23 protein-coding genes are annotated in these 26,905 nt (G+C 46.5%); 7 read left to right on the forward strand and 16 right to left on the reverse strand.

Translation table 11 applies throughout. The annotated features are described in order from the left end of the window. Window positions 1-30: 30 nt before the first annotated feature. From BLU98_RS01335 to BLU98_RS01385, 11 genes are all read right to left on the reverse strand, one after another. Window positions 31-1,572, reverse strand: coding sequence for an ArnT family glycosyltransferase (locus BLU98_RS01335; RefSeq protein ID WP_092721441.1), 1,542 nt, complete (start codon window positions 1,570-1,572; stop codon window positions 31-33). A 27-nt stretch (window positions 1,573-1,599) separates the two neighbouring features. Beyond that, entirely contained in the window at window positions 1,600-2,034 is a 435-nt protein-coding gene (gene aroQ, locus BLU98_RS01340; protein WP_092721442.1) for a type II 3-dehydroquinate dehydratase, read from the reverse strand. Between the two features lie 114 nt (window positions 2,035-2,148). Beyond that, window positions 2,149-3,243 carry a glutamine-hydrolyzing carbamoyl-phosphate synthase small subunit gene (carA, locus tag BLU98_RS01345; protein WP_092721914.1) on the reverse strand — a complete coding sequence of 365 codons (1,095 nt, stop codon included), beginning with the start codon at window positions 3,241-3,243 and terminating at the stop codon, window positions 2,149-2,151. A 115-nt stretch (window positions 3,244-3,358) separates the two neighbouring features. Then, window positions 3,359-3,886, reverse strand: a complete 528-nt coding sequence (rplQ, locus tag BLU98_RS01350; RefSeq protein ID WP_026769657.1) for a 50S ribosomal protein L17 — start codon at window positions 3,884-3,886, stop codon at window positions 3,359-3,361. Between the two features lie 53 nt (window positions 3,887-3,939). Next, entirely contained in the window at window positions 3,940-4,941 is a 1,002-nt protein-coding gene (locus BLU98_RS01355; RefSeq protein WP_026774903.1) for a DNA-directed RNA polymerase subunit alpha, read from the reverse strand. A gap of 21 nt (window positions 4,942-4,962) precedes the next feature. Beyond that, window positions 4,963-5,568 (reverse strand): 30S ribosomal protein S4, encoded by a 606-nt coding sequence (gene rpsD, locus BLU98_RS01360; RefSeq protein WP_026769655.1) that lies wholly within the window; start codon window positions 5,566-5,568, stop codon window positions 4,963-4,965. Between the two features lie 176 nt (window positions 5,569-5,744). Then, entirely contained in the window at window positions 5,745-6,155 is a 411-nt protein-coding gene (gene rpsK, locus BLU98_RS01365) for a 30S ribosomal protein S11 (protein WP_092721443.1), read from the reverse strand. A gap of 175 nt (window positions 6,156-6,330) precedes the next feature. After that, window positions 6,331-6,711, reverse strand: a complete 381-nt coding sequence (rpsM, locus tag BLU98_RS01370; protein ID WP_026774905.1) for a 30S ribosomal protein S13 — start codon at window positions 6,709-6,711, stop codon at window positions 6,331-6,333. Window positions 6,712-6,740: 29 nt separating this feature from the next. Then, complete coding sequence (gene ykgO / locus BLU98_RS01375; protein WP_026774906.1) at window positions 6,741-6,857, reverse strand: type B 50S ribosomal protein L36; 117 nt, start codon at window positions 6,855-6,857, stop codon at window positions 6,741-6,743. Window positions 6,858-6,886: 29 nt separating this feature from the next. Beyond that, window positions 6,887-7,105 (reverse strand): translation initiation factor IF-1, encoded by a 219-nt coding sequence (gene infA / locus BLU98_RS01380; RefSeq protein WP_026752042.1) that lies wholly within the window; start codon window positions 7,103-7,105, stop codon window positions 6,887-6,889. A 97-nt stretch (window positions 7,106-7,202) separates the two neighbouring features. Next, window positions 7,203-10,010 (reverse strand): TolB-like translocation protein, encoded by a 2,808-nt coding sequence (locus BLU98_RS01385; protein WP_257574628.1) that lies wholly within the window; start codon window positions 10,008-10,010, stop codon window positions 7,203-7,205. A 192-nt stretch (window positions 10,011-10,202) separates the two neighbouring features. Here BLU98_RS01385 and BLU98_RS01390 point away from each other — a divergent pair, with 192 nt between their 5' ends. After that, on the forward strand, window positions 10,203-11,414 hold the full coding sequence (locus tag BLU98_RS01390; protein ID WP_092721916.1) for an MFS transporter: 1,212 nt from the start codon (window positions 10,203-10,205) through the stop codon (window positions 11,412-11,414). Window positions 11,415-11,430: 16 nt separating this feature from the next. Here the strand turns inward: BLU98_RS01390 and BLU98_RS01395 are convergent, their stop codons facing one another. From BLU98_RS01395 to BLU98_RS01405, 3 genes are all read right to left on the reverse strand, one after another. After that, window positions 11,431-11,841, reverse strand: a complete 411-nt coding sequence (locus BLU98_RS01395) for a hypothetical protein (RefSeq protein WP_026769650.1) — start codon at window positions 11,839-11,841, stop codon at window positions 11,431-11,433. Window positions 11,842-11,914: 73 nt separating this feature from the next. Further along, window positions 11,915-13,072, reverse strand: coding sequence for a homogentisate 1,2-dioxygenase (locus tag BLU98_RS01400; RefSeq protein ID WP_092721445.1), 1,158 nt, complete (start codon window positions 13,070-13,072; stop codon window positions 11,915-11,917). 391 nt (window positions 13,073-13,463) lie between these two features. Continuing rightward, entirely contained in the window at window positions 13,464-13,940 is a 477-nt protein-coding gene (locus BLU98_RS01405; RefSeq protein ID WP_092721446.1) for a hypothetical protein, read from the reverse strand. 95 nt (window positions 13,941-14,035) lie between these two features. Here BLU98_RS01405 and BLU98_RS01410 point away from each other — a divergent pair, with 95 nt between their 5' ends. The 3 genes from BLU98_RS01410 (at window position 14,036) to BLU98_RS01420 (ending at window position 16,639) form a co-directional block, all read left to right on the forward strand. Next, complete coding sequence (locus tag BLU98_RS01410) at window positions 14,036-14,848, forward strand: tetratricopeptide repeat protein (protein ID WP_092721447.1); 813 nt, start codon at window positions 14,036-14,038, stop codon at window positions 14,846-14,848. Between the two features lie 39 nt (window positions 14,849-14,887). After that, the gene (rpe, locus tag BLU98_RS01415) at window positions 14,888-15,535 is read left to right on the forward strand and encodes a ribulose-phosphate 3-epimerase (protein ID WP_092721448.1); all 648 of its coding nucleotides are present in this window, start codon (window positions 14,888-14,890) and stop codon (window positions 15,533-15,535) included. Between the two features lie 126 nt (window positions 15,536-15,661). Then, complete coding sequence (locus BLU98_RS01420) at window positions 15,662-16,639, forward strand: PhoH family protein (RefSeq protein ID WP_026769645.1); 978 nt, start codon at window positions 15,662-15,664, stop codon at window positions 16,637-16,639. A gap of 100 nt (window positions 16,640-16,739) precedes the next feature. Here BLU98_RS01420 and BLU98_RS01425 read toward each other — a convergent pair whose 3' ends face one another. Then, entirely contained in the window at window positions 16,740-17,942 is a 1,203-nt protein-coding gene (locus BLU98_RS01425) for a bifunctional 3,4-dihydroxy-2-butanone-4-phosphate synthase/GTP cyclohydrolase II (RefSeq protein WP_092721449.1), read from the reverse strand. A gap of 247 nt (window positions 17,943-18,189) precedes the next feature. Between BLU98_RS01425 and BLU98_RS01430 the strand changes: the two genes are divergently transcribed. After that, the gene (locus tag BLU98_RS01430; RefSeq protein WP_092721450.1) at window positions 18,190-21,486 is read left to right on the forward strand and encodes a TonB-dependent receptor; all 3,297 of its coding nucleotides are present in this window, start codon (window positions 18,190-18,192) and stop codon (window positions 21,484-21,486) included. A gap of 188 nt (window positions 21,487-21,674) precedes the next feature. Next, the gene (locus BLU98_RS01435; protein WP_257574629.1) at window positions 21,675-25,004 is read left to right on the forward strand and encodes a TonB-dependent receptor; all 3,330 of its coding nucleotides are present in this window, start codon (window positions 21,675-21,677) and stop codon (window positions 25,002-25,004) included. Between the two features lie 60 nt (window positions 25,005-25,064). On the opposite strand, the gene BLU98_RS01440 is transcribed toward BLU98_RS01435, so the two are convergent. Further along, the gene (locus BLU98_RS01440; protein WP_092721452.1) at window positions 25,065-25,874 is read right to left on the reverse strand and encodes an alpha/beta hydrolase; all 810 of its coding nucleotides are present in this window, start codon (window positions 25,872-25,874) and stop codon (window positions 25,065-25,067) included. 77 nt (window positions 25,875-25,951) lie between these two features. On the opposite strand from BLU98_RS01440, the gene BLU98_RS01445 reads away from it, so the two are divergent. After that, window positions 25,952-26,905 carry an ATP-grasp domain-containing protein gene (locus BLU98_RS01445; RefSeq protein ID WP_026769640.1) on the forward strand — a complete coding sequence of 318 codons (954 nt, stop codon included), beginning with the start codon at window positions 25,952-25,954 and terminating at the stop codon, window positions 26,903-26,905.

The following is a 26,905-nucleotide window of genomic DNA, read 5'->3' on the forward strand; positions in this document are numbered from 1 at the left end:
GTATCATCTATTCTTTAGTGGGGCCGTTACTCAGAGCGGTATCGGCGGTACCAGCTTACATGATTTCAACCGGTACACATAAAAATAACGCACGGCCTTCCCACCCCGGATCTGGCTAATAACAGTTGGAGGGGCTATTGAAGTAAAATAACGGCCGTATTTCGCGGTAACATTCATGGGAAGATTGGAGGGAACAATACAATACGCATCATCACCCAACTGCAACCACCTTCGTTCTTTATTGAGCCAGGCAAGCTTATGGATGTCCTGCAGGCTGCCTACTCCCAATAGGATCATGCCCGTGGTGCGCGCCGTATAAAATTCGAGGTGTCCGCCGGGGAACCACTTGTCTACCAGTATCGGAGCCTGGGCTTTCATTTTGCCGGTACTGGAATCTTCCGCTACCAAACGGCTGAAATCATTACTGAAATGCTGCCAGCCCGACATATCCAATGTTGGACAGTACTCTCCATAATTCTCCTTTTCATGACTGCCGAAATTCACAGGCGAATAACGGATCAATCCAATACCTGCCACCAATACGATCGCCACCAAAGTCATGGCCACTGTAATAAAAGGCGGATAAACATGCCTGGCTTTTTTCTCCAGGAAGAGCGCGGCCACCAGGAAAAGAGGAATATAAGCCGGTCCGGCCCAGTGCGGCAAAGTAGGATTGAACAAGGAGATGCCCCAGAACAACAGGAGCATGGGCAGGCTCATGCAAAACAACCAGGTACGAATCTTGTTACCCGAAAAAGAGAACCATATCCTCCGGGTGATGAGCGCTATCACCGACACCAGGATCAGCAAAAAGATCACCGGATTTTGATATGCAAATTCCCCTCCTATCTCTCTTCCCAACATATCCCATTGCATAGAAGTATGGGTAACACGTTCCGAATGGTAACGGTAAGTAATAAAATGATTTTTGATGTTCCAGTAAACGATCGGCGAGATACATACTGCTGTAACCAATACGCCCATATAGAAGCGCCAGTTGAACAAACATTTACTGTTCGTGAACAAAAGGAACAGTCCGAAGCCTGCCCACAAGAACAAAGCATGCACTTTACACAATGTGGCCAATCCTATCAATAAACCCAACAACAACCATCTGCCCAGCTTTCGCTCATTGTTTTTGAGGAACATTTCTGCCATCACATACAATGCCCCTGTCCAGAACAATAGCTGCGGCGAATCGGGCAAGATGAAGAAGCCCGCAATAAAACCAGTGTACACAGAGCAAGTGTATACCAGCGCAGCATACCAGCCCAGTTTTTCGCTCGACAGGAGTTTGCCTAATTTAAAAATGATCCAGGTAGCAATGGCTGCACAGAGAATAGCGCCCAGTCGCATCGTGGTCTCATTCACCCAAAGCTCATTGAAAGTAGTGAGGCGTATCAACCAACCCACCATCGGCGGATGATCGAAATGATTCCAATCGGGTTGTAACGAATAAGTCCAGTAATACACTTCATCATTACCCAGTTCCAGCAAGGAAGCCGCAACGAGTTTCACGATCACACTGATGATGATCAGCCAAAAAACCTTATTCGCATATTGTTGACGCATGATGCAGCAAAAAGCAAATACCGTACCTTACTTTGTTTGTGCGTGTTGTATGAGCCAATGGATGGCCAACTCATATCCTTTCAGTCCCAATCCGAAAATACTACCGGCCGATTTGCCCGATACATGCGATAGCTTTCTGAACTCTTCCCTTGCATGCACATTACTGATATGCACTTCCACCACCGGCACGTTGATAGCAGCAATGGCGTCCCCAATAGCTACTGAAGTATGGGTGTACGCTGCAGGGTTCAATACAATACCGGCAAAATCGGCATAACCTGCTTTTTGCAGCTCATCTACCAGCTCGCCTTCGATATTGCTTTGAAAATAATGCAATTCAACGTTGGGGAATATATGCTGTAACTCTTTCAGGTAATCGGTGAAGGACTGGTTCCCATATATATCCTTTTCCCGTTTACCGAGCAAATTCAGGTTAGGTCCATTGATGATGGCGATTTTCATGCATCGAAAATACAGTAATTATCGTCATCCTGAGCGAGCGAAGCGAGTCGAAGGATCTGTCCGATCGTTCAGACAGATCCCTCGGCTATGCTTACTCGGAATGACGAACAAGGATCATCGCATCATCGCTACAAACTGATCAAAGAGATAACGGCTGTCGTGCGGACCCGGTGTACTTTCCGGATGATATTGCACACTGAAAGCCGGTTTGTGTTTGAGCCTGATCCCTTCGATCGATTCATCATTCAGGTTCACATGCGTTACTTCCACATCGGGATGTTTGCGCACCGCTTCGGGGTCTACACCAAAGCCGTGGTTCTGTGTGGTGATCTCGCAGGTACCTGTGATGAGATTCTTAACAGGATGGTTCAATCCCCTGTGCCCGTGGTGCATTTTGAAAGTGCGAATACCATTGGCCAGCGCCAGCAGTTGGTGACCAAGACAGATACCGAACACAGGCTTGTCTTCGTTGAGTATATCTTTTACAGTGGTAATTGCATAATCCATGGCAGCGGGATCGCCGGGGCCGTTGGAGATAAAGTATCCGTTCGGGTTGAATTCTTTCATCCGGCTCAACGGTGTTTTGGCCGGATGCACGCGCACGTGTGCGCCGCGTTGTACGAGACAATCCAGTATGTGTTTCTTTACACCCAGGTCGAGCACAGCCACTTTCAGGGGGCTATTGGTATCGCCCAGTTCATATTCTTGGGTAGTGCTGATGGTGCTCGACAATTCCAGTCCATCCATATTCGGTACTTTGGCCAGCTCGGCTTTCAGTTGATCCACATCCAGTATCTCGGAAGAGATGATGCAGTTCATGGCGCCTTTTGTGCGGATATGCGCCACCAGGGCCCTTGTATCGACGTGCTCGATGGCCACAATATTATTCGCCTGGAGATAAGCATTCACATCTCCACTGGCCTGCATACGGCTGAACTGCTCTTCCAGGTTACGCGCGATCAGTCCGCGTATCTTAATGCTGTCACTCTCCACATCCGAATCTTTCACCCCATAATTGCCGATGTGCACATTGTTCATGATGAGTACCTGTCCCGTATAACTGGGATCAGTGAATACTTCCTGGTATCCTGTCATGCCGGTATTGAAACATATTTCCCCGGTAGTGGTACCAATTTTTCCAAATGCTTGTCCATGAAAAACGAGTCCGTCTGCTAATACTAAAATCGCGGGTGAGGTAGATTGGGGCATCTTGCTGCTTTGTTTATAATTTGTTTGCAAAGAAACGAAATAATGATTTGCCTGTTTGCAAAAAAGGCAAGACTTATAAAAAGTCTTGCCTTTATGTGAATGAATTGGGATCAAACTATTCTGCCGTTTTTTCTTCTGTTGAAGGATTTTCAGCTGCCGGTGTTTCGGCAACCACTTCTGCTTCAGTGGCGGTCTCCGCTTTCTTGGCGCGGCTACGTCGTGTTTTCTTGGCAGGCTCTGCTGCTTTCGCAACATGCTTACCGTAGATCTCGTTGAAGTCTACCAGTTCGATCATGGCTTTCTCTGCATTATCACCCGGACGAATGCCCAGTTTGATGATGCGGGTATAACCACCGGGACGGCCGGCTACTTTGGGACCTACCACTGTGAACAATTCTTTCACAGCTGCTTTATCCTGCAGGTAGCTGAACACTACCCTGTGCTGGTGCATGATGGTAGCAGTATCTTCACTTTTCTTGGTCTTGGTGATCAGCGGCTCTACGTATGTTCTCAAAGCCCTGGCTTTAGCAAGGGTGGTAACGATACGCTTGTGCGTGATCAGCTGGCTGGCCAGGTTGGCCAGTAAGGATTCCCTGTGCGCTTTTTTACGACCCAGGTTGTTGATTTTGTCTCCGTGACGCATGACTTGTTGTTTTGATCTTGTACCGTGTCAGGAATTACAAGATGTTGAAAAATTTAATTATCTAAATTATCCAGTCCTAATTTGTTCAGGTCCATACCGAAGCTCAGACCGCGTTCAGTCAGCACCTGCTCAATTTCAGAGAGCGATTTCTGGCCGAAGTTCCTGAACTTCATCAGGTCTTCCTGCTCATACTGTACCAGTTCGCTTAAGCTGTTGATCTTGGCGGCTTTCAGGCAGTTGAAGGCACGCACAGAAAGATCGAGGTCTTCCAGCGGGGTCTTCAATACCTTGCGCAGTTGCAGTACATGCTCATCTACCACATCTTCTTTCTTGTCTTCTTTGTTATCGAAAGTGATGTTCTCATCGGTGATGATCATCAGGTGCTGGATGAGGATGCGTGAAGCCTGCTTCACCGCTTCTTCCGGATGGATGGTACCATCGGTAGCTACGTCCAGAACCAGTTTCTCATAGTCGGTCCTTTGCTCCACACGGTAGTTCTCAATGCTGTATTTCACATTCTTGATCGGTGTGTGGATAGAATCGATGGCGATGTATCCGAAAGGAGCTTCCTTGATCTTATTTTCTTCGGCAGGAACATAACCACGGCCTTTGGCGATGGTCAGTTCAATGTCCATTTTAGAAGTAGTATCCATGGTACAGATTACCAGCTCGGGATTCATTACCTGGAAATTCTGTGAAAGTTCGCCGATCATGCCCGCAGTAAATTCTGTACGGCCTTTGATGGAAATGGCGATCTTTTCGTTGGCAACATCATGCTCTACATGCTTTTTGAAACGCACCTGCTTCAGGTTCAGGATGATCTCAGTAACGTCTTCTGTGATACCCTTCACGGTAGCAAACTCGTGGTCTACACCTTCGATCTTGATACCTACGATAGCATAACCTTCCAGAGAGCTCAGCAATACCCTGCGTAAGGCATTACCGATGGTCAGACCGAAGCCTGGCTCCAGGGGGCGGAATTCAAATTGTCCTTCAAAATCAGTTGCTTTTTGTAAAACGATCTTGTCAGGCTTCTGAAAGCTTAATATGGCCATATTAAAACTTGTTTTTAAGGTTTATTTAGAATACAACTCGACGATCAGTTGTTCCTTGATGGTCTCAGGAACACTTTCACGCTCGGGATAGGTAATGAAAGTGCCTTTTTTCTCGGCTTCATTCCAATCCAGCCAGCTGAACTTAGGGTTCTTACCGCGGTTCTTGCTGGTAACAGCTGAATTATCGGCGCTCTTGGGTTTATAAGCGATGATATCACCCGGCTGGCACTGGTAAGAAGGTACATTCATTACTTCGCCATTCACAGTGATGTGCTTATGGCTCACCAGTTGTCTTGCTTCGGGACGGCTGGCAGTCAGGCCCATGCGAAAAATGGTATTGTCGAGACGTGCTTCCAGCAGTTTGATCAGGTTCTCACCGGTAACACCTTTCAGGCGTTGTGCTTCTTCAAAGGTTTTACGGAACTGACGCTCCAATACACCATAAGTATACTTGGCTTTTTGTTTCTCTCTCAACTGCAGGGCGTATTCGCCTAAAGTTTTACGCTTGCGGGCGGCTCCATGCTGACCGGGAGGGTTGCTGTTCTTACCCAGCCATTTGCCATTACCCAGGATGGGTTCGCCGAAGATTCTTGAAATTTTGGTCTTGGGACCAGTGTAACGTGCCATTTGTTCTTTTTTGTGATTTTTTAATGACGACTTCCTATCAGTAAAAATCTAAAATCAATAGAAAATCCTTTTATTTTAATCGTCATTCCGAGCGAGCGAAGCGCGTCGAGGAACCTGCTGAAACCTTTATGAGGCCCTTCGGTTCGCTTCGCTCACTCAGGGTGACGGGCTAATTGTTATACGCGTCTTTGTTTGGGCGGACGGCAGCCGTTGTGCGGTAAAGGAGTAACGTCTTTGATAGAAATTACTTCAACACCTGACTGAGAAATAGAACGGATAGCGCCTTCGCGTCCGGAACCGGGGCCTTTCACGAATACTTCTACGCGTTTTACGCCAGCTTCCAGGGCTACTTTGGCTGCATCTGCAGCGGCCGTCTGGGCGGCATAAGGTGTGTTCTTTTTAGAACCCCTGAAGCCCATTTTACCGGCGCTGCTCCAACTGATCACCTGTCCGGCTTTGTTGGTAAAGCTGATGATGATGTTGTTGAAAGTAGCGGAGATGCGCACTTCACCGGCTGCATCTACTTTTACGATCCTTTTCTTGGCAGCAGCTTTTGCACTGTTCTGCGCTTTTTGTGGTTTTGCCATGTTCTCTTTTTGAGGTAGTCATCCCGTTTTCAGCAGGACTCGTTTAACAATGAAAAATCCCGATCTGCTCGGGAACCGTTTCACTCTCCTTCCCGACTCATCGGGAGATCCAAGCTGAACCGGATTTTATATAAGAAATCGTGAACAGGGTACCCCTGTTCACGACTCACCTTATTTATTTCTTGGCAGCTTTCTTCTTACCGGCAACTGTCTTACGCTTACCTTTCCTGGTACGGCTGTTGGTTTTGGTACGCTGGCCACGAACCGGCAGTCCCTTACGGTGACGCAGGCCACGGTAGCAGGCGATATCCAACAAACGCTTGATGCTCATAGACACTTCACTACGCAAAGCGCCTTCCACCTTGAACTCATTGTTGATGATGTTACGGATGGCAGCCTGCTCTTCGTCGTTCCACTGGCTTACTTTTTTGTCAAAGTCAATACCAGCTTTGGTTAAAATATACTGAGCAGTTGAGCGACCAATACCAAAAATATAGGTCAGACCAATTTCGCCTCTTTTATTCTTTGGTAAGTCAATACCGGCAATACGAGCCATATCTTGATTTTAGTTTTAAAAAATTTTAATTACCCCTGACGCTGTTTATAACGTGGGTTCTTTTTGTTGATCACGTATAACTTCCCCTTTCTCTTCACGATCTTGCAATCCGCGCTACGTTTTTTGATTGAAGCTCTGACTTTCATTGCTGTGTTTTTAAACTATTATAAGTACCTTATTTGTACCTGAATATGATCCTTCCCCTGCTCAAATCATACGGACTCATCTCCACTCCCACTTTATCACCAGGTAATATCCTGATATAGTGCATTCTCATTTTCCCAGAGATGGTGGCCAGTATTTCATGCCCATTTTCCAACTTCACCCGGAACATAGCATTGCTCAGGGCTTCCAGAATCACTCCATCTTGTTTAATCAACGGTTGTTTCGACATACAATTTTTGGGGCTGCAAAGATACTAAAGAGCAACCGAAATATGAAAATTTAATGTAAAAATTTCTTATCCAGGGGCAAAACAGGGCAAAAATAAGTTATTTGAACAATCTAACGGGTAAAATAAACTCCCAAACCCCTTGATTAGTAACCCCGTAGAGCTCCTGATCCAGTAAACGGCTGTACCGCACCCCAAAGGTTACCGGCTCCTGGTTCCACCATTTGGTATCGAAGTACAATTCACCCCCTGCTGTGCGGAATGGTGTTTCCCTACCAGTACGCAGGCTCTTGCCTACCGTATAGTCGAAAAAGGCATTGGCCCTCACCCGCAGAAAATAAACGATCTGCCCCACTCCCCAGTCGGGATACAACAAAGGAAAATGGTAATTCACGCCCCATTTCCACATCCTGGGAAAATCGATTCCCTGGTAGCCCCTGGAAAAAGGAAAATTGTTTTTGAAAAAATACATCCTGGCGGTATCCCTTTCCTGGTAGGCCAGGTTGATCACCAGGCTATGGTTGCGCAACAGGCCCGGCAAGTATAAAGAACCTGCTGCCAGGAACTGGTGCGCCGTAAATTCATTTACGCTGTTGCGGTATTGCAGCAAAAATGACTGCCCCCAATGCGGATAAATATGTTGCGCCGCCTGCTGTACCTGGCCATAGTAAGCCAACACCCCTTCCGCATAATTCACACCCACATTCCTGAACAGTTTTTGCCCCACGCCGGTCCACTTAACCTGGTCGGTATTGAACGTGCCTTGCAATACCAGTGCCCGGTACTGCTTCCCTGCCGTGAGGTTCAGGGGCAGGCGAAGGCCGCCGTAAGCGCCCAGCTCGTTCCAGTAAACCGTGGTGTCCTGGTTCCAGAGCGCGCTGCGCTGCCATGTTTGGTTAACGCCGAATACAGGCTGCAGTAAGAAGCCACCATAAATTCCGTCATAGCCCACTTTGTGGCTGCCTTCGTTCCTGTTGTAGGTATACGAAAGTTGTGACTGGAAAGTATTGAGCACGTTTTCGCCGTAGATGGTGAATGAATATTCAGGATAATCGTAGTATGGCCGCCAGCTGTGGAAATTCAACAGGTTGAAACCTTTGGAATAACGACCCACAGGATAATGCCCGTTACCCAATGAATCCAATATACCATGGTCTTTGTTCTGATAAGCATCACCTACATACAAAGTATGCAATTCATCCCGCGGGGTTGTTTTTTCCCAAAGCGGACTGAACCTTCCCAGTCGGTACCCACCAGCCGTAAACGTTGATCCCACCAATTGGCCGCCCTGGTCCAGTGTTCCCTGGTAAATGCCTGTGCTGTAAGCCGCCAGGCGGTAAGTATTATGCTGGCCGGCACGGTCGATGCAGGCCCAGAGTTCATCCCGCCCATCATGCGTGGTGCTGAACAATAAGGTGTCGCCCTTGACCTGCAAAAAACCAATGATGCGGTTGCTCAAAGGAACGATGGTTTCTGTTTTTCCACTACCTGTTTCCCATTTGCGGATACCCATCTGGCCTTTGTCGTTCCGTACAATCCAATAAACCGATGCATCATCGGCAGAGAATTTCGGATACGTGTACACTTCGTTGCTTTGCTTCTGTTCGCCCATCCGGCTTCCGTCTTCCACATTGATCACCAATAAGCGTGTAGTGTCCCTGTCCTGCTTAACTGCTGTAACCAGCTTCCCGTTATGCGATATATCGGGCGTGAAATATCGTCCTTTGCCCGCCACTTGTTTTACCTGGCCCGATGCAATATCCAGTATGCGGATCACATTGCGATCCCGGTTACCCCACCGCAGATCGGGCCTGATGGCTGTGTACACGATGCGGTTATTGTTGTAACCGAAATAATCGTCCGATGTGATATCCCTTACACCAATTCTCTCTTCTTTACCATTCCCGAGCAGTTTGTAAAAAGCGGGGATGCGGCTATAACTGTTTTTCAGAACGATCAGCGAACCATCGTCCGCAGCATAAGGATAGCGGTAATTGACCACCCGGTCATTGTTACCTGTTGTAAGCCAATGCGGATTGGCGGTCTTTGCGCCTGCCCATTGCTGCTGGTAATAACCCATTGCATGCCGCACAAAATCGGGGAATTTTTCGCCGGTATATTTTTTCACAGCTCCCTGGAATGGATAGAACAATGGGCTGAAACGGGCCGCATCGTCCGTCACTTTTTTCCAGATATCATCGCCGTATTGCTTTCTTCCATAAGCCACCAGCAAATAACCCAATGCATAATGATCGGGCACAAAATTCCGGTACGATCCGTTGCGCATTTTCATGTAGCTGTAATGAATACCGGCATTGAAGAGCGATTGGTAATTGCTGAAAAACAGCGGAAGGCTGCCCCTGCCCTGCCGGGTGAGCATCGTTTCATTGAATACGGCGTCTCCTTCAAAAAACCAGTTGGGTATGGCCGCCGCGTTTGCTATGGCTTGTCCTTCCTGGCCTAAAATGATCGATGCGAATTTCGATAAACCTTTCCTGAAATTACTATACTGCTGCACATGCCTGAACTCGTGAACAGACAGCAGATCGGTCCAGTTAACAGCCCCCAGCGAAAACGCGTTGACGGGAGGTGTGGTATAAAACTCACTGCGAAAAGGCCCCAATCCCACATACCCGTTGGAGATCAGGGTTTCATCCTGCAAAACAATATTGACTTTATGAAGACTATTGCCAATGGTATTTGCATATTTCCGTTGCAACTGGTGCACCGTAGCCGCCACCCTTTCGCCCCTGCGTTCATCTCCTTTGGGGAAGATCACACGCACTGTATCTGTGTTGATCTGTCGCCACTTTGTAGACGGAGGATTACCTCCGAATACTTGTCCGTAACCATCCATTGATATGGCCGATAGTAAACCAACCAGCAGAACGAGCGAACGAAAACGCATGGGATTTTTGCCTTCAATATAATTAAAAAAATACACCTGTCTATATCTCATCAATAATCTCAACTGCAATCTATATGCCAGCAAAACAGCGCAGGTTTGAATTTTGCAAAAAATGGCTTGAATTGCACAAGTTCATTATGCCCGTTGTATGGTAATTTTGTGCCGCGAAACAAAACAACGGAGCAAACACAGATGAAGGATACGAATAGAAAGGATCAACAGCTCAGCACATGGCTGGCATTTGCATTATTACCCCTGGCCGGATTTGCCACAGATATTTATCTTCCCTCTTTACCGGGCATGTCGGTATCGCTGGGTATTACAGAGATCCGTACACAGTTTACATTGAGCATTTTCCTGATCAGCTACGGGATTTCACAGTTGTTCATCGGCAGTGTGCTCGATAGTTTTGGCCGGCACAAGATCGGCGTGGTTTGCCTGCTGGTATTCGCTTTGGCCAGTTTTGTCATTGCCCGGTCGCACAATATTTACCTGATCTATCTCATGCGTGTGGTGCACGGTATCACAGCAGCCACCATTGTAGTATCCAAACGGGCTTATTTTGTAGATGTATTCTCGGGCGACCGTCTGAAGCATTACCTCAGCCTGTTCTCCATTATATGGTCTACCGGTCCTATTGTTGCACCTTTTGTAGGCGGCTACCTGCAAAATAATTTCGGCTGGCAATCAAATTTCTATTTCCTGGGAATATGGGCCGTATTGTTTGCACTGCTCGAATATTTTTTCAACAGGGAAAGCCTGAAACACTTTTCTCCTTTTCATTTCAAAAGCATTGTGCAGGTGTATACCAGTATGTTGCGTACTACCAGCTTTACACTGGGACTGCTCATTATTGGCATCTCCTATTCAATGGTGATGGTGTACAACATGACCGGTCCTTTCATCATCGAACATCATTTGCATTTCACTGCCGTTATTGCAGGCTACTGTTCATTGATCATAGGGTTTGCCTGGATGATAGGAGGTTTTATTGGCAAGGCCACCATTCACAAACCTTTTGTGAAAAAGCTGTCTTTGAACCTCGCCATCCAGGTGCTGATTTGCCTGGTAATGTTGTTCAGCGCTTCATTTATTGAGAATATTTTCCTGCTGGCGTCTTTCGCTTTTCTTGTGCATGTGTGTGCCGGTTTTGCCTTCAATGTTTATTTCACTTATTGCCTGGGCAAATTTCCCAGGAACGCAGGCATCGCCAGTGGTTTAACAGGCGGTATTATGTACATAATCGTGTCTGTACTGAGTTATGGCATGGTGTACCTGATGCCCGCTAATGATACCAGGAACCTGGGTTGGAGTTACCTGATACTGATCCTTGCAGTTGCACTGGTGATGTGGGCAGTGAGGAAAAACGAAGAGCCCGCAAAACAGCAGGCCCTTGTTGGTTGATACGTTCAATATGTGATCAATAATGCACCGGATCCTTGGTCAGGTGAACCTTGGTCATCTGCAAATAATGATTTTGCAGTTGGTGCACGTAGTGGATATCGGGGTTATGCCTCCGGTCTTCGCGATACCAGATTTCCATCTGCGAAAAATCGCCGGCAACGGGCGTTACAATGCGAAAGGGACCTTTGAGGTATTTAACCGATCCTTCGCCGTTGGCTTGTTTTTCGAAATGCAGTTTCGTCAATTCCTCCTCATTCAGTGGAATCGGGTGTAGCTGGTCCTGTTCAAACCAAAAATCCTGTACATCGGTCTGAACACAAATTTGTTTTTCATCTCCGTTTAATTCGACCACTTCTCCGTTCCATGTTTTTCCTTCAAACTCTGCACGGACATAGTCGCCGATCTTGATGTCGCTGAATTTGATCATGTGGCAAGTTTTTTTGTTTAGAACCAAAAGTTAAGAGAAATTTCTGATTTCTGATTTGAAGATTTCTGATTTTTTATTCCGCCCAACTCATGGTATAGCCGGGGTTTTCTATTTCCAATGCTTCCACTGTCAACTGAAGCGGATGGAAGGTATCGATCATCACTGCCAGCTCATCGGTTTGTTTTTTACCAATGCTTTTTTCCACGGCGCCGGGATGCGGCCCATGCGGGATACCGGCTGGGTGCAAGGTGATCATCCCCCTGGTAACATGCTTGCGGCTCATGAAATCGCCCGCTACATAGTACAACACTTCATCACTGTCGATATTACTGTGGTTATAAGGTGCAGGCACCGCATCGGGATGGTAATCGAACAGGCGCGGACAAAAACTGCACACCACAAAATTATGGGCCTCGAAAGTGAGGTGGACAGGCGGTGGCTGGTGCACACGCCCTGTAATGGGCTCAAAATCGTGTATGCTGAATGCAAAAGGATAACAATAGCCATCCCATCCTACCACATCGAAGGGGTGATGGGCGTAATGAAGACCATACAGTACCCCTTTCTTTTTGGTTTTGATGAGGAAGTCTCCCGCTTCATCGATCGTTAAGAGTTGTTGAGGGGTGCGGATATCCCGTTCGCAATACGGTGAATGTTCCAGTAATTGTCCGTATTTACCCAGGTATTTTTTAGGATAGCGGATAGGACTGAAACTTTCAACGATCAGCAGCCTGTTATGCTTGTCGTTGAATTGTACCTGGTAGATGGTTCCGCGGGGTATCACCAGGTAATCGCCATAAGCAAAAGGTATTTGTCCGTATTGTGTAAGCAGGATACCGCTTCCTTCATGAATAAAGATCAGTTCATCGGCATCTGCGTTCTTATAAAAATACCCTTTCATACTTTCCTCCGGTGCAGCGAGTACAATATGACAATCATTGTTCACCAGTATGGGTTTACGGCTTGTCAAAAAATCTGCTTCGGGCCGTATATGAAACCCTTCGAAACTGCGGTGCTTGAGCATTTTTTCTTCCGCTACGCCGGGCATTGCAGGCACTGGTTCATCTGTATGAATGATCTGCGTTGGCGGCCAGTGATGGTACAGTAGCGAATAATCGTTACTGAATCCTTCGGTAGAGAACAATTGTTCGGAATACAGGGTCCCGTCGGGTTTACGGAACTGGGTATGACGTTTGTGAGGAATGGTTCCTAAGCTATGGTAGTGAGGCATGTCTGTGCAATATTGTAGTAAAGAAATAATCTGCACGTCATCCTGAGCGAGCGGAGCGAGTCGAAGGAGCTGTTAAGGATTTGATGAGGCCCCTCGGCTACGCTCGGGGTGACGAATAATGGTTGTGTGTTTCCCAACACTTTGCCAATTGAAGAGAGAGCATAAGGAAATAATATTTCCATACGCGCTTATCGATCCAATATGTGAAATTCCGATGGAATGGCATAGCAAAACAATCTCCATCAAAGATACGTATATAATTATCACTTGTTTACTTTAAACCGCGTCATCCTGAGTGAGCGAAGCGAATCGAAGGACCTGCTGAACGTTCGAGCAGATCCCTCGGCTGCGCTCGGGATGACGACGCATAAAAGATCGGGATGACGTTGTTTCATGCATTCATGCCCGGGAACCAGGGTCTTCCTATATCGGCGCGGAAGGGCCAGGGAACAGCAGCCAGTATCAGCAGCAGGGCCAGCAGGAAGAAGATAAATGCTTTGCGGTACTTCACTTCGTCGGCTACGGTTTTCTTGGCCATGCCATAACCAAGCGTGATAAATACCACCGATAAGATCATCGCTACCGGGTGTTCGATCCAATAGAAACGGAAAAAATGATTTTTCATCAGCGACTCGCCTTCCGGCAGGTTCGTTTTGAAAATACCGTATCGCCCTACTGCAAGCTGGTACAGCCCGATCAGCAAGGTGATGTGCGCACTGATCAACGTGAACAACCATGTTTTGCGATCACCGGCAGAAAAAGTTTTCTTGCCTTTCCACCCGGTATAAGCTTTGTAGATAGACAACAGCAGCAGTATCGAGATCACCCAACGCAATAAATTGTGTAAATGCAGAAGTCCTGTATCCATAATGATTGGTTTTAAAGAGCACAAAGTAACGCTATTTCAACTGCATATCTTTTCATGTATTCACTTAACAAATACACAATCTGTATTTTCGCAACATGAAACGTTGGCACTTCCTTCTGTTGTGGGTTAGCATCGCTGCTGCGTGTAACAACCATGAACCAAAAGAATCTCCCAAAGCAACATCCAGGGTACAGGAACCATCACCCCTGGTTAAACGATTGTATCAAAGTGTTGCCAGCTATCCCGACAGCATTGGTTTGCGCCTGCTGCTGGTGAATGCACTCGACAGTGCCGGTGATTACCGGCCTGCTTTGCAGCAGATGGATTCATTGCTTCGGAAAGACAGTCTCAATTTCGGACTCTGGTTTCGCAAAGCCACTTTGCAGGAACATACCAAAGACACCAGCGGCGCCCTGCAGTCTTACCATTTTGCCGCCCGTATTTATCCTTCTCCCGATGCATTGCTGGCCATGGCCAACCTGTATGCCGAACAGAAAAACAACAAAGCGCTTGCTTTATGTGCGCAGGTAGATGCGATGAGACTGGGCAGGGAGTACACCGCTCATACCAGTTTTATCAGCGGCGTGTATTATGCCCGTACCCGAAATGCTTCCAAAGCCATTGACCTGTTCAATCGCTGTATTGCCAACGACTATACTTATATGGAAGCCTATATGGAGAAAGGATTCCTGTATTTCGATGCACGGAAAACGGAGGAAGCCCGCAAAGTGTTTGAAACAGCCACTTCTGTAAGGGTCAATTATGCCGATGCCTGGTACTGGCTGGCCAAATGCCAGGAAACACAGAACGACCGTGCAGGGGCCATCAAAAGTTACCAAACGGCGCTGGCCCTCGACCCGGGCATTACCGAGGCTACGGCCGCATTAAAAAAGCTGGGAGTGAACTGAAATAATTGCAATAATTTTGCGCATCCTTAACCAAGCATCATGCCCATCGTTGCCCCTTCTTTATTGAGTGCCAATTTTCTGAACCTGCAGCAGGATTGTGAAATGTTGAATGAAAGCCGGGCCGACTGGTTCCACCTCGATGTGATGGACGGACGTTTTGTACCCAATATCAGCTTCGGGTTTCCCATCATTGAACACGTGAGAAAAGCCACCAAAAAGATATGCGATGTGCACCTGATGATCGAAGAGCCTGAAAAATATGCAGAGGCATTCAAGAAAGCCGGCGCCGATATATTGACTGTTCATTATGAAGCTTGTCCGCATTTACACCGCAACCTCCAACAGATCAAAAGCCTGGGCATGCGCGCAGGCGTAGCCCTGAACCCGCATACACCTGTTAATTTCCTCTCAGATATATTGGGTGATATTGACCTGGTTTGCCTCATGAGTGTGAACCCCGGCTTCGGTGGTCAACAATTTATTCCGCATACCATTGATAAGATCCGTGCACTCAGGCACATGATCAAAGACAGAAACCTTCCTACACTGATAGAGATCGACGGCGGCATAACACTTCAAAACGCAGCTGCCATTGTGCATGCCGGCGCCGATGTACTGGTAGCGGGCAATACCGTTTTTAAATCTGACGATCCCGTTAAAACAATTGAGGCGCTCAAAGCGTTATAATTAACAATCTCTATCCACACCCTGTGCATAACAAATGCTAGGATTTGATAGATATATCCAATTAAATTTGAGACAGATGCAAGGGTAAGTATCAAATTTATTCCGTCATACATTAAACTGAACAGATTGACAGAAGCTATCATTAACCTCGAGACTGTTAACCCCATTGAATTTTTTGGAGTAAACAATGGAAAGTTGGACCTGCTGCGAAAGAAATTCCCCCTTTTAAAAATCCTTTCACGCGGAACACAAATGAAACTAAGTGGCGCCCCCGAACAGATCGAATCTGCCCGGGAGAAAATAGACCTCATCATACAGTACCTGGAAAGAAATGGTCACCTCAGTGAAAACTATTTCGAACAGATACTGGGTGGTGATGACGGTGAAACCGTAGACAATTTCGTTGAGAGCCATCCCAACGATGTGCTCGTGTTCGGTCCGAATGGCAAAACCGTCCGCGCCCGCACGCAAAACCAGAAAAAGCTGGTGCAGGCGGCCGACCGGAACGACATTGTCTTTGCGATAGGCCCGGCTGGTACAGGTAAAACCTATACCGCTGTAGCGCTCGCCGTGCGCGCATTGAAGAACAAAGTCGTGAAGAAAATTATCCTCACCCGCCCTGCGGTTGAGGCAGGCGAAAGCCTCGGTTTCCTTCCCGGCGACCTGAAAGAAAAGATTGATCCCTACCTGCGGCCTTTGTATGATGCGCTGGACGATATGATACCGGCCGATAAGCTGGGTTATTATATGAGTACGCGTACCATTGAAGTGGCACCGCTGGCCTATATGCGTGGCCGCACCCTCGATAATGCATTCATCATCCTGGATGAGGCGCAGAATACGAACGACTTACAGTTGAAAATGTTCCTTACACGTATCGGCGCCAATGCCAAAGCCATCATCACGGGCGACCCTACCCAGATTGACCTGCCCCGCAACCAGCGGAGCGGACTGGCCAAAGCCACCCGTATACTCAAAAGCATCGATGGCATTGCCCATATTGAGCTGAATGAAGAAGACGTGGTGCGTCACAAGCTGGTGAAATCGATCATCAAAGCCTACGAAAAAGAGAAGGAGAAGGAAGAACAAGAAATTAGACACTAATTTATACGTCATCCCGAGCGCAGCCGAGGGATCTGACCGAACCTTCAAGCAGGTCCTTCGACTCGCTCCGCTCGCTCAGGATGACGTATAAATGGCTGAACTACTCCCCTAATATCTTGTGCCCCAGCTTGTCTCTTTTAGTCTCGAGGTATTTTACGTTGTGCGGATTGGCAGGCACTTCAATGGGCACTACTTCTGTTATCTCAAGACCATAGCCCAATAATCCGGCACGCTTGCGCGGGTTATTGCTCATGAGGCGGAGTTTGCTGATGCCTAAATAACGGAGTATCTGTGCGCCTACGCCATAATCGCGTTCGTCTTTATCAAAACCCAGTTCCAGGTTGGCTTCTACGGTATCCAAGCCCTCTTCCTGCAACCTATATGCACGTAATTTATTGATGAGGCCAATGCCACGGCCCTCCTGGTTCATATATAATATGATGCCTTTGCCTTCTTTCTCTACCATCGACATGGCTTTGTGCAATTGTTCGCCGCAATCGCAGCGGAAACTGCCCAGGATGTCACCGGTAAAACAACTGCTGTGCACACGCGTGAGCACGGGTTCGTCCTTCACCCAAATACCTTTGATCAGGGCCAGGTGTTCGCCGCCTGTAGCTTTTTCTTTGAAAGCCACCAGTTTGAAATGACCATACCTGGTAGGCATGTCTACCCTAACCAGTTCTTCTATGAGTGAGTCGGTTTTGAGACGGTAATCGATCAGGTCTTTGATGGAAATGATCTTCAGGCTGAATTTTTTAGCGATCTCCAGCAGTTGGGGCAGTCTCGCCATGGTGCCGTCTTCATTCATCACTTCTACCAGTACACCGGCAGGCTCCAGTCCGGCCAGTCTCGCCAGGTCTACCGCAGCTTCTGTATGGCCGGCACGGCGTAATACGCCACCATTTTTAGCACGCAAAGGGAATATATGCCCGGGGCGTCCGAGATCGGAAGGTTTGGTTTCTGGGTCAACCAGGGCCAATATGGTCTTGGACCGGTCGTGCGCCGAAATACCCGTAGTAGTACCATGCCCGAGCAGGTCTACCGAAACGGTAAAAGCCGTCTCATGTAAAGAGGTATTGGAACTCACCATCGGGTCGAGGCCTAATTCCTTGCAACGGTCTTCCGTTAAGGTAGCGCAGATAAGCCCCCTGCCCTCCTTACTCATGAAATTGATGACTTCCGGAGTAGCATGACGGGCCGCAATGATAAAATCGCCCTCATTTTCCCTGTCTTCATCATCCACCACTATAATCATCTTGCCATCCCGTATATCATCAATGGCATCCTGGATCCTATCGAGCATAACTGATTTTTGAATTGCAAAATTACGGCTCCTGAAGGGTAACAGCCTAAACTAAGTTTTGAGATATATAAAACGGATTGAATATTATACAAAAAGCTGCATAGATTCACCTTAATAATTGAACAAAAAATACACAATCCGGCGGATAACTGCACAAAATGCTCAAATCGGGCAACCTTTTGTTAACATCCCCTTGTAATTACACAGAGATATTTTACTTTCTTTGTGCGAACTAACATTTCGACCTATGCTTAAAAAGAGAATCCTACAATGTTTTATTGTATTGCTAATGCTATGTCCGGCACTGGTAAACGCCCAGATCACTACCAGTAGTTTGGGCGGTTTTGTAAACGCATCTACCGGAGATCCTTTGGTGGGTGCTACTGTAACGATAACCCATGAACCAACCGGTACTGTTTATCGCGTACAAAGCCGTGTTGGAGGCCGTTTTGACGTCAGCAACCTCAATCCCGGAGGCCCATATACAGTGGAAGCCTCTTTTATCAACTTTGCCAATGAAAAGAAAACTGATATTTATTTAAGTCTGGGTGAAGGATTCAAAGTTGACCTTGTACTTTCAGCTAAAGCCGCTAATCTGGGAACAGTGGTTGTATCTGGTGTGAGGAAAACCACTGAAAGTTCAGGCAAAGGCGGTACCGAGTCTGTTATAGGACGCGATAAGATGGCTGGTCTCCCTACAGTAGGACGCAATATCTATGACTACCTTCGCGCTGTACCCCAGGCCAGATTGATCCCTGGCTCCGAAGGCGCTGTAACCATTGCCGGTCAGAACAACCGTTATAATTCTTTCTATATAGATGGCGCTATCAATAACGATGTATTCGGTCTGTCTGCTTCCGGAACAAACGGCGGACAAACCGGTGCAGCTCCGATCTCTATTGATGCGATCGATCAGTTTCAAATAGCCATATCGCCCTATGATGCATCCGTAGGTAATTTTACAGGCGGTGGCATCAATGCCATTACCAAATCCGGTACTAACAAGACCGAAGGATCTGTATATTATTTTTATCGCAACCAGAACCTGGCAGGCAAGGATCCTGTAGCACCCAAAGAGACCGCGACCCGCTTCCCCGATTTTCAAAATAAAACTTATGGTTTAAGAGTGGGTGGCCCATTGATTAAGAATAAATTGTTTTATTTTTTGAGTCTGGAACAACAAAGAGACCAAACCCCGCAACCCTTTGATATTACAACCTACAAAGGAAATACGAATACAGCAGCAGGTATTCAAAGCCTTGTCGATTATGTGAAGACTTCTTATGGATACGATATGGGAGATTACATTAGTACCAAAAGGAAGCTTGATGCAGACCGGATTGTAGCCAAGATAGATTGGAATATCAATGCAAGGCAAAAGCTTTCGTTAAGTTATCGTTACAATAAGGCGATTTCCACCACACCAAGCGGCAGCTCCAGCACCTCGATTAACTTTTATAATGGAGGTGTGTATTTCCCAAGTACCACGTCTTCCTTTTCAGGAGAATTGAAAAGCATGGTTGGCAGAAATTCATCCAATAAGCTTTTGATCACTTATACGAGCGTATTGGATCAAAGAAGTATTCTTGGTAACCCTTTCCCACGCGTGGCCATTACCGATGGCAGTGGTATCCTCAACTTCGGATCAGACAACAGTTCTACGCAAAACCTTCTCAAGCAAAAGAATATCAGCCTGGTTGATAATTTCAAATTTAATGTTGGTAAACATGTCATGACTGTTGGTGTCGATTATGAGTATTTTGATGATTTGAATGTTTTCATCCAAAACACTTATGGCAACTATCGCTACAGCTCTGTTGCCGCATTTATGGCTAATAATGCCGCACCTAGCTCTTACCAGGTAGGATATCCGCTGACTGATAATTTATTGAATACAAATACTAATGCCAATGCCAAATTCAAAGTAGCCAAAGGTGCACTCTATTGGACCGATGAATTGCGGCCTTCTGAAAATCTTACTTTAAATTTTGGTTTAAGGGCTGATTACTGGAAGTTTTTGTCCAACCCCGCTACTGACCAATTTACGAATGATTCCGCGCTATCTAAATTTGCTCAGTATTATGATCTGAAAGGTGCAAGATCAGGCCAACGCCCTAACTTCCCTATTTCTTTTTCTCCCAGGTTTGGATTCATTTACAAAATACCTGAAGAAAATATTACCATTCGAGGAGGTATTGGTCTGTTTACCGGCCGTATGCCATTGGTATGGCCGGGTGGCGTTTACAACAATAATGGACTTTTCGTAGGTGGATTTACTGCTTCCGGCGCAGCATTGAGCCAGGTGCGCTTCCGTTGGAACCCGAATGATATCAATAACAGCATTTGGACTGCCAACAACCTTGGAATATCCTTGACAAAAGGGCCATTGAACTTAATTTCCCAGGATTTCAGGATGCCCAAGTTATTACGTACATCTTTAGCCGTAGATAAAAAACTCGGCGATGGATGGAGTGCAACATTGGAGGGAATGTTCAGCCGGAATATCAATGAGATCAACTATACCAACATCAACATCCTGCCCCCTGCAGGCACTTCTGTAGCTCCCGGATCCCGGAACGTATATAATTTTGAAAGTGCAAGTACAGCAGCCAGGATACCTATCAGAAGCAATGGCACCAATCCCTATGACAACGCCATCCTCGTTTCCAATAACGACGACCCGCAAAAGGGATTCTCCTATAACATGGCATTGACCATAGATAAAAAAACAAAAACCGGCTTCAATTTCAATGTCAACTATGCTTTTGGCAACTCACTTGTTTGGAATGAGGCGACCAGCTCTGTAAACCTGAGCCAATGGAGGTTCATCCAAACAGTGAACGGCAGGAATTTCCTGACTCGTAATATCTCTGACTTCAGCCAGGGGCATCGCATTTTTGCTTTTGTCAGTAAAAAATTCTCTTATGCGCACAATGCAATGGCCACTACTGTTTCCCTGGTATATACAGGACAGAGCGGTACTCCTTTCAGCTATGTATATAGCGTCGGCAGTATGACAAGGGATGATGGTTCAGGTGGGGGCAACGATCTTATTTACATACCTACATCCGGTGAGCTCAGCAACATGACTTTCCTGCCCAATACAGTTGGTGGCACTACCTATGCACCACAACAGCAAAAAGATGCATTGGAAGCGTATATCCAGGGAGATCCTTACCTCAGGAACAATCGCGGCCAGTTTGCCGACAGAAACGGTTCCAGACTTCCTTTTTCAAATGTGGTGGACCTGAAAATCACACAGGATTTCAACGTAAAACTAGGTGGTCGCCATTACCAGTTGCAGTTGACCTGGGATATGTTCAACTTTACCAACTTCCTGAACAGGGATTGGGGACATAATTACTTTACCAGCTTTAACACTTTTGGGTTGATCAATTTTGTTGGTTATAAGAGCGCTACTGACCTTACACCACAATACAAATTCAATCCTACCATTACCAAGCCATGGAACTTCAATAGTACCGCAACGCCAGCTTATGCAAACCGTTGGATAAGTCAGGTGGGAGTCCGTTTCAACTTCTAAACTTACAAAAGAGAGGCTGCCCTTTTGACAGCCTCTCTTTTTTTTGAAATAGCTACTTTTTTCAAATAAGCTGTCAATAATAAGTTATTAACAGTTTTCATCATCGGTAACAATCATTTAATGCAGAATTAAGCCCCGTAGGTACACATGCGGATATTTTTGCAAATCAAACTAAACTTTAACAATTTATGAGAAGAACCATGCGTTCCATGTTTGCGCTGCTCATAGTCGTATGCATAAGCGTATTGACTGCCAGGGCGCAGGAAACCACTTCTGACATTCAAGGTACTATTACCAGCGAGAATGGTCAACTCAGCGGCGCAGTGATTACAGCGTTGCACCTCCCTTCAGGTACAAAATATGTTACTACCAGCCGTAAAGACGGCCGGTATAACCTGCCTAACCTTAAAGTGGGAGGCCCTTATACTATTACCGTGAGCTATCTCGGCCAGAAAGAACAAAAACAGGAAAATGTGTTTTTGGTACTGGGCCAGGAATTCAAAGCCGATTTCTCTTTGAAGACAGATACCAAGACACTGGCTGAAGTAGTGGTAACCGCTACCGGCAGGCAGGACAAGGTTTTCAATACCAACAGAACAGGTAGTCAGGAGGTGGTGAGTCGTGCCCAAATTGAGAAACTACCTACCATCAACCGCAGTTTACAAGACTTTACCAGATTAACTCCTTCTTCATCAGGTAGCTTTATGAGTTTTGGTGGCCGTAGCGGTCAATATAATAACATTACTGTTGATGGTGCCAACTTCAATAATGCATTTGGATTGTCAGGTGTATTAGGAGGACAAACCAATTCACAACCCATCAGTCTCGACGCTATTGAGCAGATTCAGGTGAACATTGCCCCTTACGACGTAAGACAAGGCGGTTTCTCGGGTGCTGGCGTGAACACTGTTACGCGCAGTGGTACCAACGAAGTAAAAGCTTCTGTTTATACATACCTGAGAAGCCCGGGATTACAGGGTTATAACGTAAGAACCAATACCGTTCCCAAACCAAGTTTCACTTATAATCAGAGGGGAGCATCTATTGGCGCTCCCATTGTTAAAAATAAGCTGTTCATTTTCGTGAGTGGTGAACAAGAAAGAATCAGTCAGCCTGCTACTAGTTTTATTGCCAATAAACCCGGACAAACAGCCGTTCCCGGGGTAATATCGCAAGCCGTAGCAGATACTTTGGATGCATTGCGCACTTTCCTGATGCAGAAATACAATTACAACCCAGGATCATACCAGAATTATAATTATGATACTTATAGTGATAAACTCACTGTAAGGGTTGATTGGAATGTAAGCAGTAAGAGTACGCTGACATTGAAATACAACTACCTGAAATCATACAGGGACATTTCAGCCAGTAACAGCGGCGCTCCCAATGGTAACAGGCAACCCAGTAATACCGGTCTGCCTTTCAGCGGCAGCGGCTACCGTATCAACAACAACTTCAATATTGCAATTGCTGAACTGAATACCAGCTTCAGCAATAAACTCTCTAATAAGTTGCAGATAGGTTATACAGCATTGAGGGATTACCGCGCCAGCCTTGGAGGTGGAGACTTCCCGCTGGTAGATATCCTGAACGGTCAGGGACAGAGCTATACTGCTTTCGGTTATGAGCCCTTTACTTATAATAACGTACTCAACACAAATGTGTTCCAGTTCTCTGATATCGTTACCATGTATACAGGTAAGCATGAGATCACATTGGGAACACAGAATTATGTGAAGAATTTTAAGAATGGTTTTGCTCCCAACTATGAAGGCGCTTACCAGTTCAACACACTCTCTGATTTCTATAGCAGTGCGATGAATGGTACCGCCAATGCAAAGAGCTATGCAGTACAATATTCCCTGACAAAAGACGGTTCTTTCCCCTTCGCCAATATCGGCGCTACAGAATGGGGTGCTTTTATCCAGGATAAATGGCGCATCAGAAACAATTTAACTGTTACCGGTGGTTTCCGTTTCGACCTGCCTGTATTCCAGAATAAATTCGATGCGAACCCTTATGCTTCTCAGCTGGCATTCCGCAATGGTAACCATTACGATGTAGGCCAGAAACCAGGCAGTAATCTGTTGGTATCACCCCGTTTTGGATTCAACTGGGATGTATTCGGCGATCATAAAACACAGGTGCGTGGCGGTTTTGGTTGGTTCTCCGGCCCTCCTCCTTTTGTATGGATCAGCAACCAGGCCAGCAACAACGGTGTACAGTTCGGTTCATTCAGCAACTCAAAGAACCCTGCAACCGGCAAGCCTTATGTATTTAGTCCTGATATCAATGCATACAGACCTGCTGCAGGAGCTGCCAATACCTCCTACAACCTGGTATTCACAGATCCCAACTTCAAGTATCCGCAGGTCATGAAGCTCAGCTTCGCTGTTGACCAGAAACTGCCTGGCAACCTGGTAGCTACTGTTGAATACAATTATTCAAAAGAAGTGAACGCTGTTTATTTCCAGAACGTAAACCTGCCTTCTACCGGTACGCCATTGGTAGGCTCTGATAACAGGATCCGTTACGATTCCAGCAAAATCTGGAATGGTGCAGGTGGCGCTTCTGTTACCAACCCTAATATTTCCAATGCCATTCTTATGAGGAATTCCAACAAAGGTTATTCGTATATGGTTACGGCAAGACTCGAAAAAACGCTGCGCAACTTCAATGCCAGTGTAGCCTATACCTACAGCCAGTCTAAATCCATCAATGATGGTGGATCTATTGCCGCCAGTAACTGGCGCGACAGGCCTGTAAAAGGTGATCCCAACAGTGATGAGATTGGTTATTCTAACTTCTACCAGCCTCATCGCGTGATCGCTTATGCTTCTTATCGTAAAGAATATGCGAAAAACTTCGCTACTTCAGTAGGTGTGGTATTTGAAGCAGCACCCAATGGTGTAGGTTCTTATACATACCAGGGAGACCTGATCAACGCCAACACAGGTGGTAACAGCTCATTGATCTATATTCCCAAAGACAAGTCAGACATTGTACTGGTACCTGTTAATACCGGCGGAGGTACTATCACCGATACACGTACAGCATCACAAATGTGGGCTCAGTTGAATTCTTTCATCCAGCAGGATCCTTACATGAGCACACACCGCGGACAAATAGCAGAAAGGAATGCCGTGGTATTGCCTTGGTTCAAACACCTTGATCTGAACATTACCCAGGACTTTTACCTGAAGAACAAACATACTTTGCGTTTAAGTTTTGACATCATCAACGTAGGTAACTTCCTCAATAAAAATTGGGGTATTGCCAAAACCTTCAGCAGCAACTCTTTCCTGAAATTTGAAGGCATTGCCCCTGCGGGAGATCCGAATGCTGGTAAGCCCCGCTATTCTTTCCTGTACCAGGATCCAGCTAACCAGATACCTTATGTAAACAGCTTCCAGGATAACTCCGGTATTTTCTCCAGGTGGCAGGGACAGATTGGGATCAGGTACCTGTTCAATGATCAATCTTCACGTTCTGCATCCTCAGTACGGAACCGATAATAATGATTCATATATACCATAAAAAACTTTGCCCTGGGCTTAAGCTCAGGGCAAAGTTTTTTATTTGGCCCATCCCCATTTGAGGAACCCGGGCCAGGCTTTTGCCCAGCTTTCCACATCATGTGTGCCTTCTTTGAGTTCCATATAATGAATGTGCTGATCGGTATATCCTTTGGCTTTTAATTCAACAATGAGATCGAGTGCATCATCGATGGAATCTATCACACCGTTCTTGTTACGGTCTTCCGTTTCATCGTCCGTACCACATTCAATGAAGAACTGCAACCAGGGATAAAAATCACCTTTGCGTACCTGCAGGTGCATGAGGCGGTCTTTTTCATCATCATATCCTTCTTCATATCCTTTACGCCTCCACCACAATGAGCCGCTGAACACGCCTACCCTGCTGAACTCGTTGGCATGGTTCCACACAATGTCGAGCGCGCTCAGGGCGCCCAGCGAAAACCCGGCAAAGGATTTATCCCTGAACGAAGGAGCCTGGTACACTTTGCGTAAATAAGGCAGGAGTTCCTCAAAAATGAATTTGGTATACAGACCTGCATACGCTCCCCTGCCCTTATAATCGGCGGCATAGGCCGTACCGTATTCCATGATACGCTCCGGTCCGCAATGAATGCCCACACAAACCAACGGCTCCATTTCCTGGCTGACCAACACTTCTTCAAGCAATTGTTCGAATGCTATTTTTACGAGGTCCTGTCCGTCGTTGATCAACAACAAACTCCATTGCTCGGGTTTGTCCATTTTACCCGGCAGATACACATCAAAACGCACTTCTCTTTCCAGGTAGTCTGAAAAAACGGTATGTTGCTCCACCGCCACCTGTAACGCTGTTTTTCCATCAATCATAACGTCAAAAATAATGTAATTGGAAATATGAAAATTGTCGGTAAATTGAAAGCAAATCCAACCTCAAAACCTCCAACATGAAAAAGATCGGCATTCTATTCGGGCAGGAAAGAAGCTTTCCCATGGCTTTTGTTGAGCGCATCAACGCCAAGCACGTGGAAGGCATCAGCGCAGAACCCGTTCGGATAGACAAAGTGATGCAGGGTGTGGCAACCGATTATGCAGTGATCGTGGACCGCATCAGCCAGGATGTGCCTTTTTACCGGGCCTTTCTTAAAAATGCAGCGCTCTGTGGAACCGCCGTTATCAACAATCCCTTCTGGTGGAGTGCCGATGAAAAATTTTTCAATAATTGTTTAGCCACGCAGATCAATGTGCCGGTTCCCAAAACGGTTATCCTGCCCTCTCGCGAGCTGCCGGCCGACACTTCCGATCAATCGTTCAGCAACCTGGCTTACCCGCTCGACTGGGAAAGTATTTTCCACTATGTAGGTTTCCCCGCTTATATGAAGCCCTTTGCCGGCGGTGGCTGGAAGAATGTATACAAGCTCACCAGCATGGATGATTTTTTTGAAAAACATAGCGAGACCGGTCAGCTCGTGATGTTGTTACAGGAAGAAATTATTTTCGAAGAATATTATCGCTGCTATTGCATAGGCGGTAAATACGTACGCATCATGCCATACGAACCCCGTAACCCGCACCACCTGCGTTATGTGGCCGATTTTGCTCCTTCGGCAGAAAAGCTGAAAGAAATGGAATCGATCGTATTGCGCATCAACCAATACCTGGGTTATGATTTCAACACGGTGGAACTCGCGCTGCGCGATGGCGTTCCTTATGCCATTGACTTCTGCAACCCCGCACCCGATGCCGATCTGAAAAGTGTAGGAGCAGATAATTTTGAATGGGTGGTGGAAACCGCAGCCAACTATGCCATAGAAAAAGCGCTGTCTGTAACACCCGGCATCGATAACCTTACCTGGGGAGAATATGTAAAAAGAAGCAGCGCCAAACAAAAACTGATTTAG

The organism is Hydrobacter penzbergensis, from assembly GCF_900106985.1.
In the GTDB taxonomy this organism is placed as follows: Bacteria; Bacteroidota; Bacteroidia; order Chitinophagales; family Chitinophagaceae; genus Sediminibacterium; species Sediminibacterium magnilacihabitans.

Bases quoted from the DNA above. Each gene is read 5' to 3' on its own strand.
- BLU98_RS01335 (WP_092721441.1), bottom strand. From the start codon at position 1,572: ATGCGTCAACAATATGCGAATAAGGTTTTTTGGCTGATCATCATCAGT.
- rpsD (WP_026769655.1), bottom strand. From the start codon at position 5,568: ATGGCACGTTACACTGGTCCCAAGACCAAAATTTCAAGAATCTTCGGC.
- carA (WP_092721914.1), bottom strand. From the start codon at position 3,243: ATGCCCCAATCTACCTCACCCGCGATTTTAGTATTAGCAGACGGACTC.
- BLU98_RS01440 (WP_092721452.1), bottom strand. From the start codon at position 25,874: ATGATTGATGGAAAAACAGCGTTACAGGTGGCGGTGGAGCAACATACC.
- BLU98_RS01395 (WP_026769650.1), bottom strand. From the start codon at position 11,841: ATGATCAAATTCAGCGACATCAAGATCGGCGACTATGTCCGTGCAGAG.
- BLU98_RS01425 (WP_092721449.1), bottom strand. From the start codon at position 17,942: ATGCTCGATAGGATCCAGGATGCCATTGATGATATACGGGATGGCAAG.
- BLU98_RS01400 (WP_092721445.1), bottom strand. From the start codon at position 13,072: ATGCCTCACTACCATAGCTTAGGAACCATTCCTCACAAACGTCATACC.
- BLU98_RS01385 (WP_257574628.1), bottom strand. From the start codon at position 10,010: ATGCGTTTTCGTTCGCTCGTTCTGCTGGTTGGTTTACTATCGGCCATA.
- aroQ (WP_092721442.1), bottom strand. From the start codon at position 2,034: ATGAAAATCGCCATCATCAATGGACCTAACCTGAATTTGCTCGGTAAA.
- rpsK (WP_092721443.1), bottom strand. From the start codon at position 6,155: ATGGCAAAACCACAAAAAGCGCAGAACAGTGCAAAAGCTGCTGCCAAG.
- BLU98_RS01390 (WP_092721916.1), top strand. From the start codon at position 10,203: ATGAAGGATACGAATAGAAAGGATCAACAGCTCAGCACATGGCTGGCA.
- rplQ (WP_026769657.1), bottom strand. From the start codon at position 3,886: ATGCGTCACGGAGACAAAATCAACAACCTGGGTCGTAAAAAAGCGCAC.
- rpe (WP_092721448.1), top strand. From the start codon at position 14,888: ATGCCCATCGTTGCCCCTTCTTTATTGAGTGCCAATTTTCTGAACCTG.
- BLU98_RS01430 (WP_092721450.1), top strand. From the start codon at position 18,190: ATGCTTAAAAAGAGAATCCTACAATGTTTTATTGTATTGCTAATGCTA.
- BLU98_RS01355 (WP_026774903.1), bottom strand. From the start codon at position 4,941: ATGGCCATATTAAGCTTTCAGAAGCCTGACAAGATCGTTTTACAAAAA.
- infA (WP_026752042.1), bottom strand. From the start codon at position 7,105: ATGTCGAAACAACCGTTGATTAAACAAGATGGAGTGATTCTGGAAGCC.
- BLU98_RS01445 (WP_026769640.1), top strand. From the start codon at position 25,952: ATGAAAAAGATCGGCATTCTATTCGGGCAGGAAAGAAGCTTTCCCATG.
- BLU98_RS01435 (WP_257574629.1), top strand. From the start codon at position 21,675: ATGAGAAGAACCATGCGTTCCATGTTTGCGCTGCTCATAGTCGTATGC.
- rpsM (WP_026774905.1), bottom strand. From the start codon at position 6,711: ATGGCTCGTATTGCCGGTATTGACTTACCAAAGAATAAAAGAGGCGAA.
- BLU98_RS01410 (WP_092721447.1), top strand. From the start codon at position 14,036: ATGAAACGTTGGCACTTCCTTCTGTTGTGGGTTAGCATCGCTGCTGCG.
- BLU98_RS01405 (WP_092721446.1), bottom strand. From the start codon at position 13,940: ATGGATACAGGACTTCTGCATTTACACAATTTATTGCGTTGGGTGATC.
- ykgO (WP_026774906.1), bottom strand. From the start codon at position 6,857: ATGAAAGTCAGAGCTTCAATCAAAAAACGTAGCGCGGATTGCAAGATC.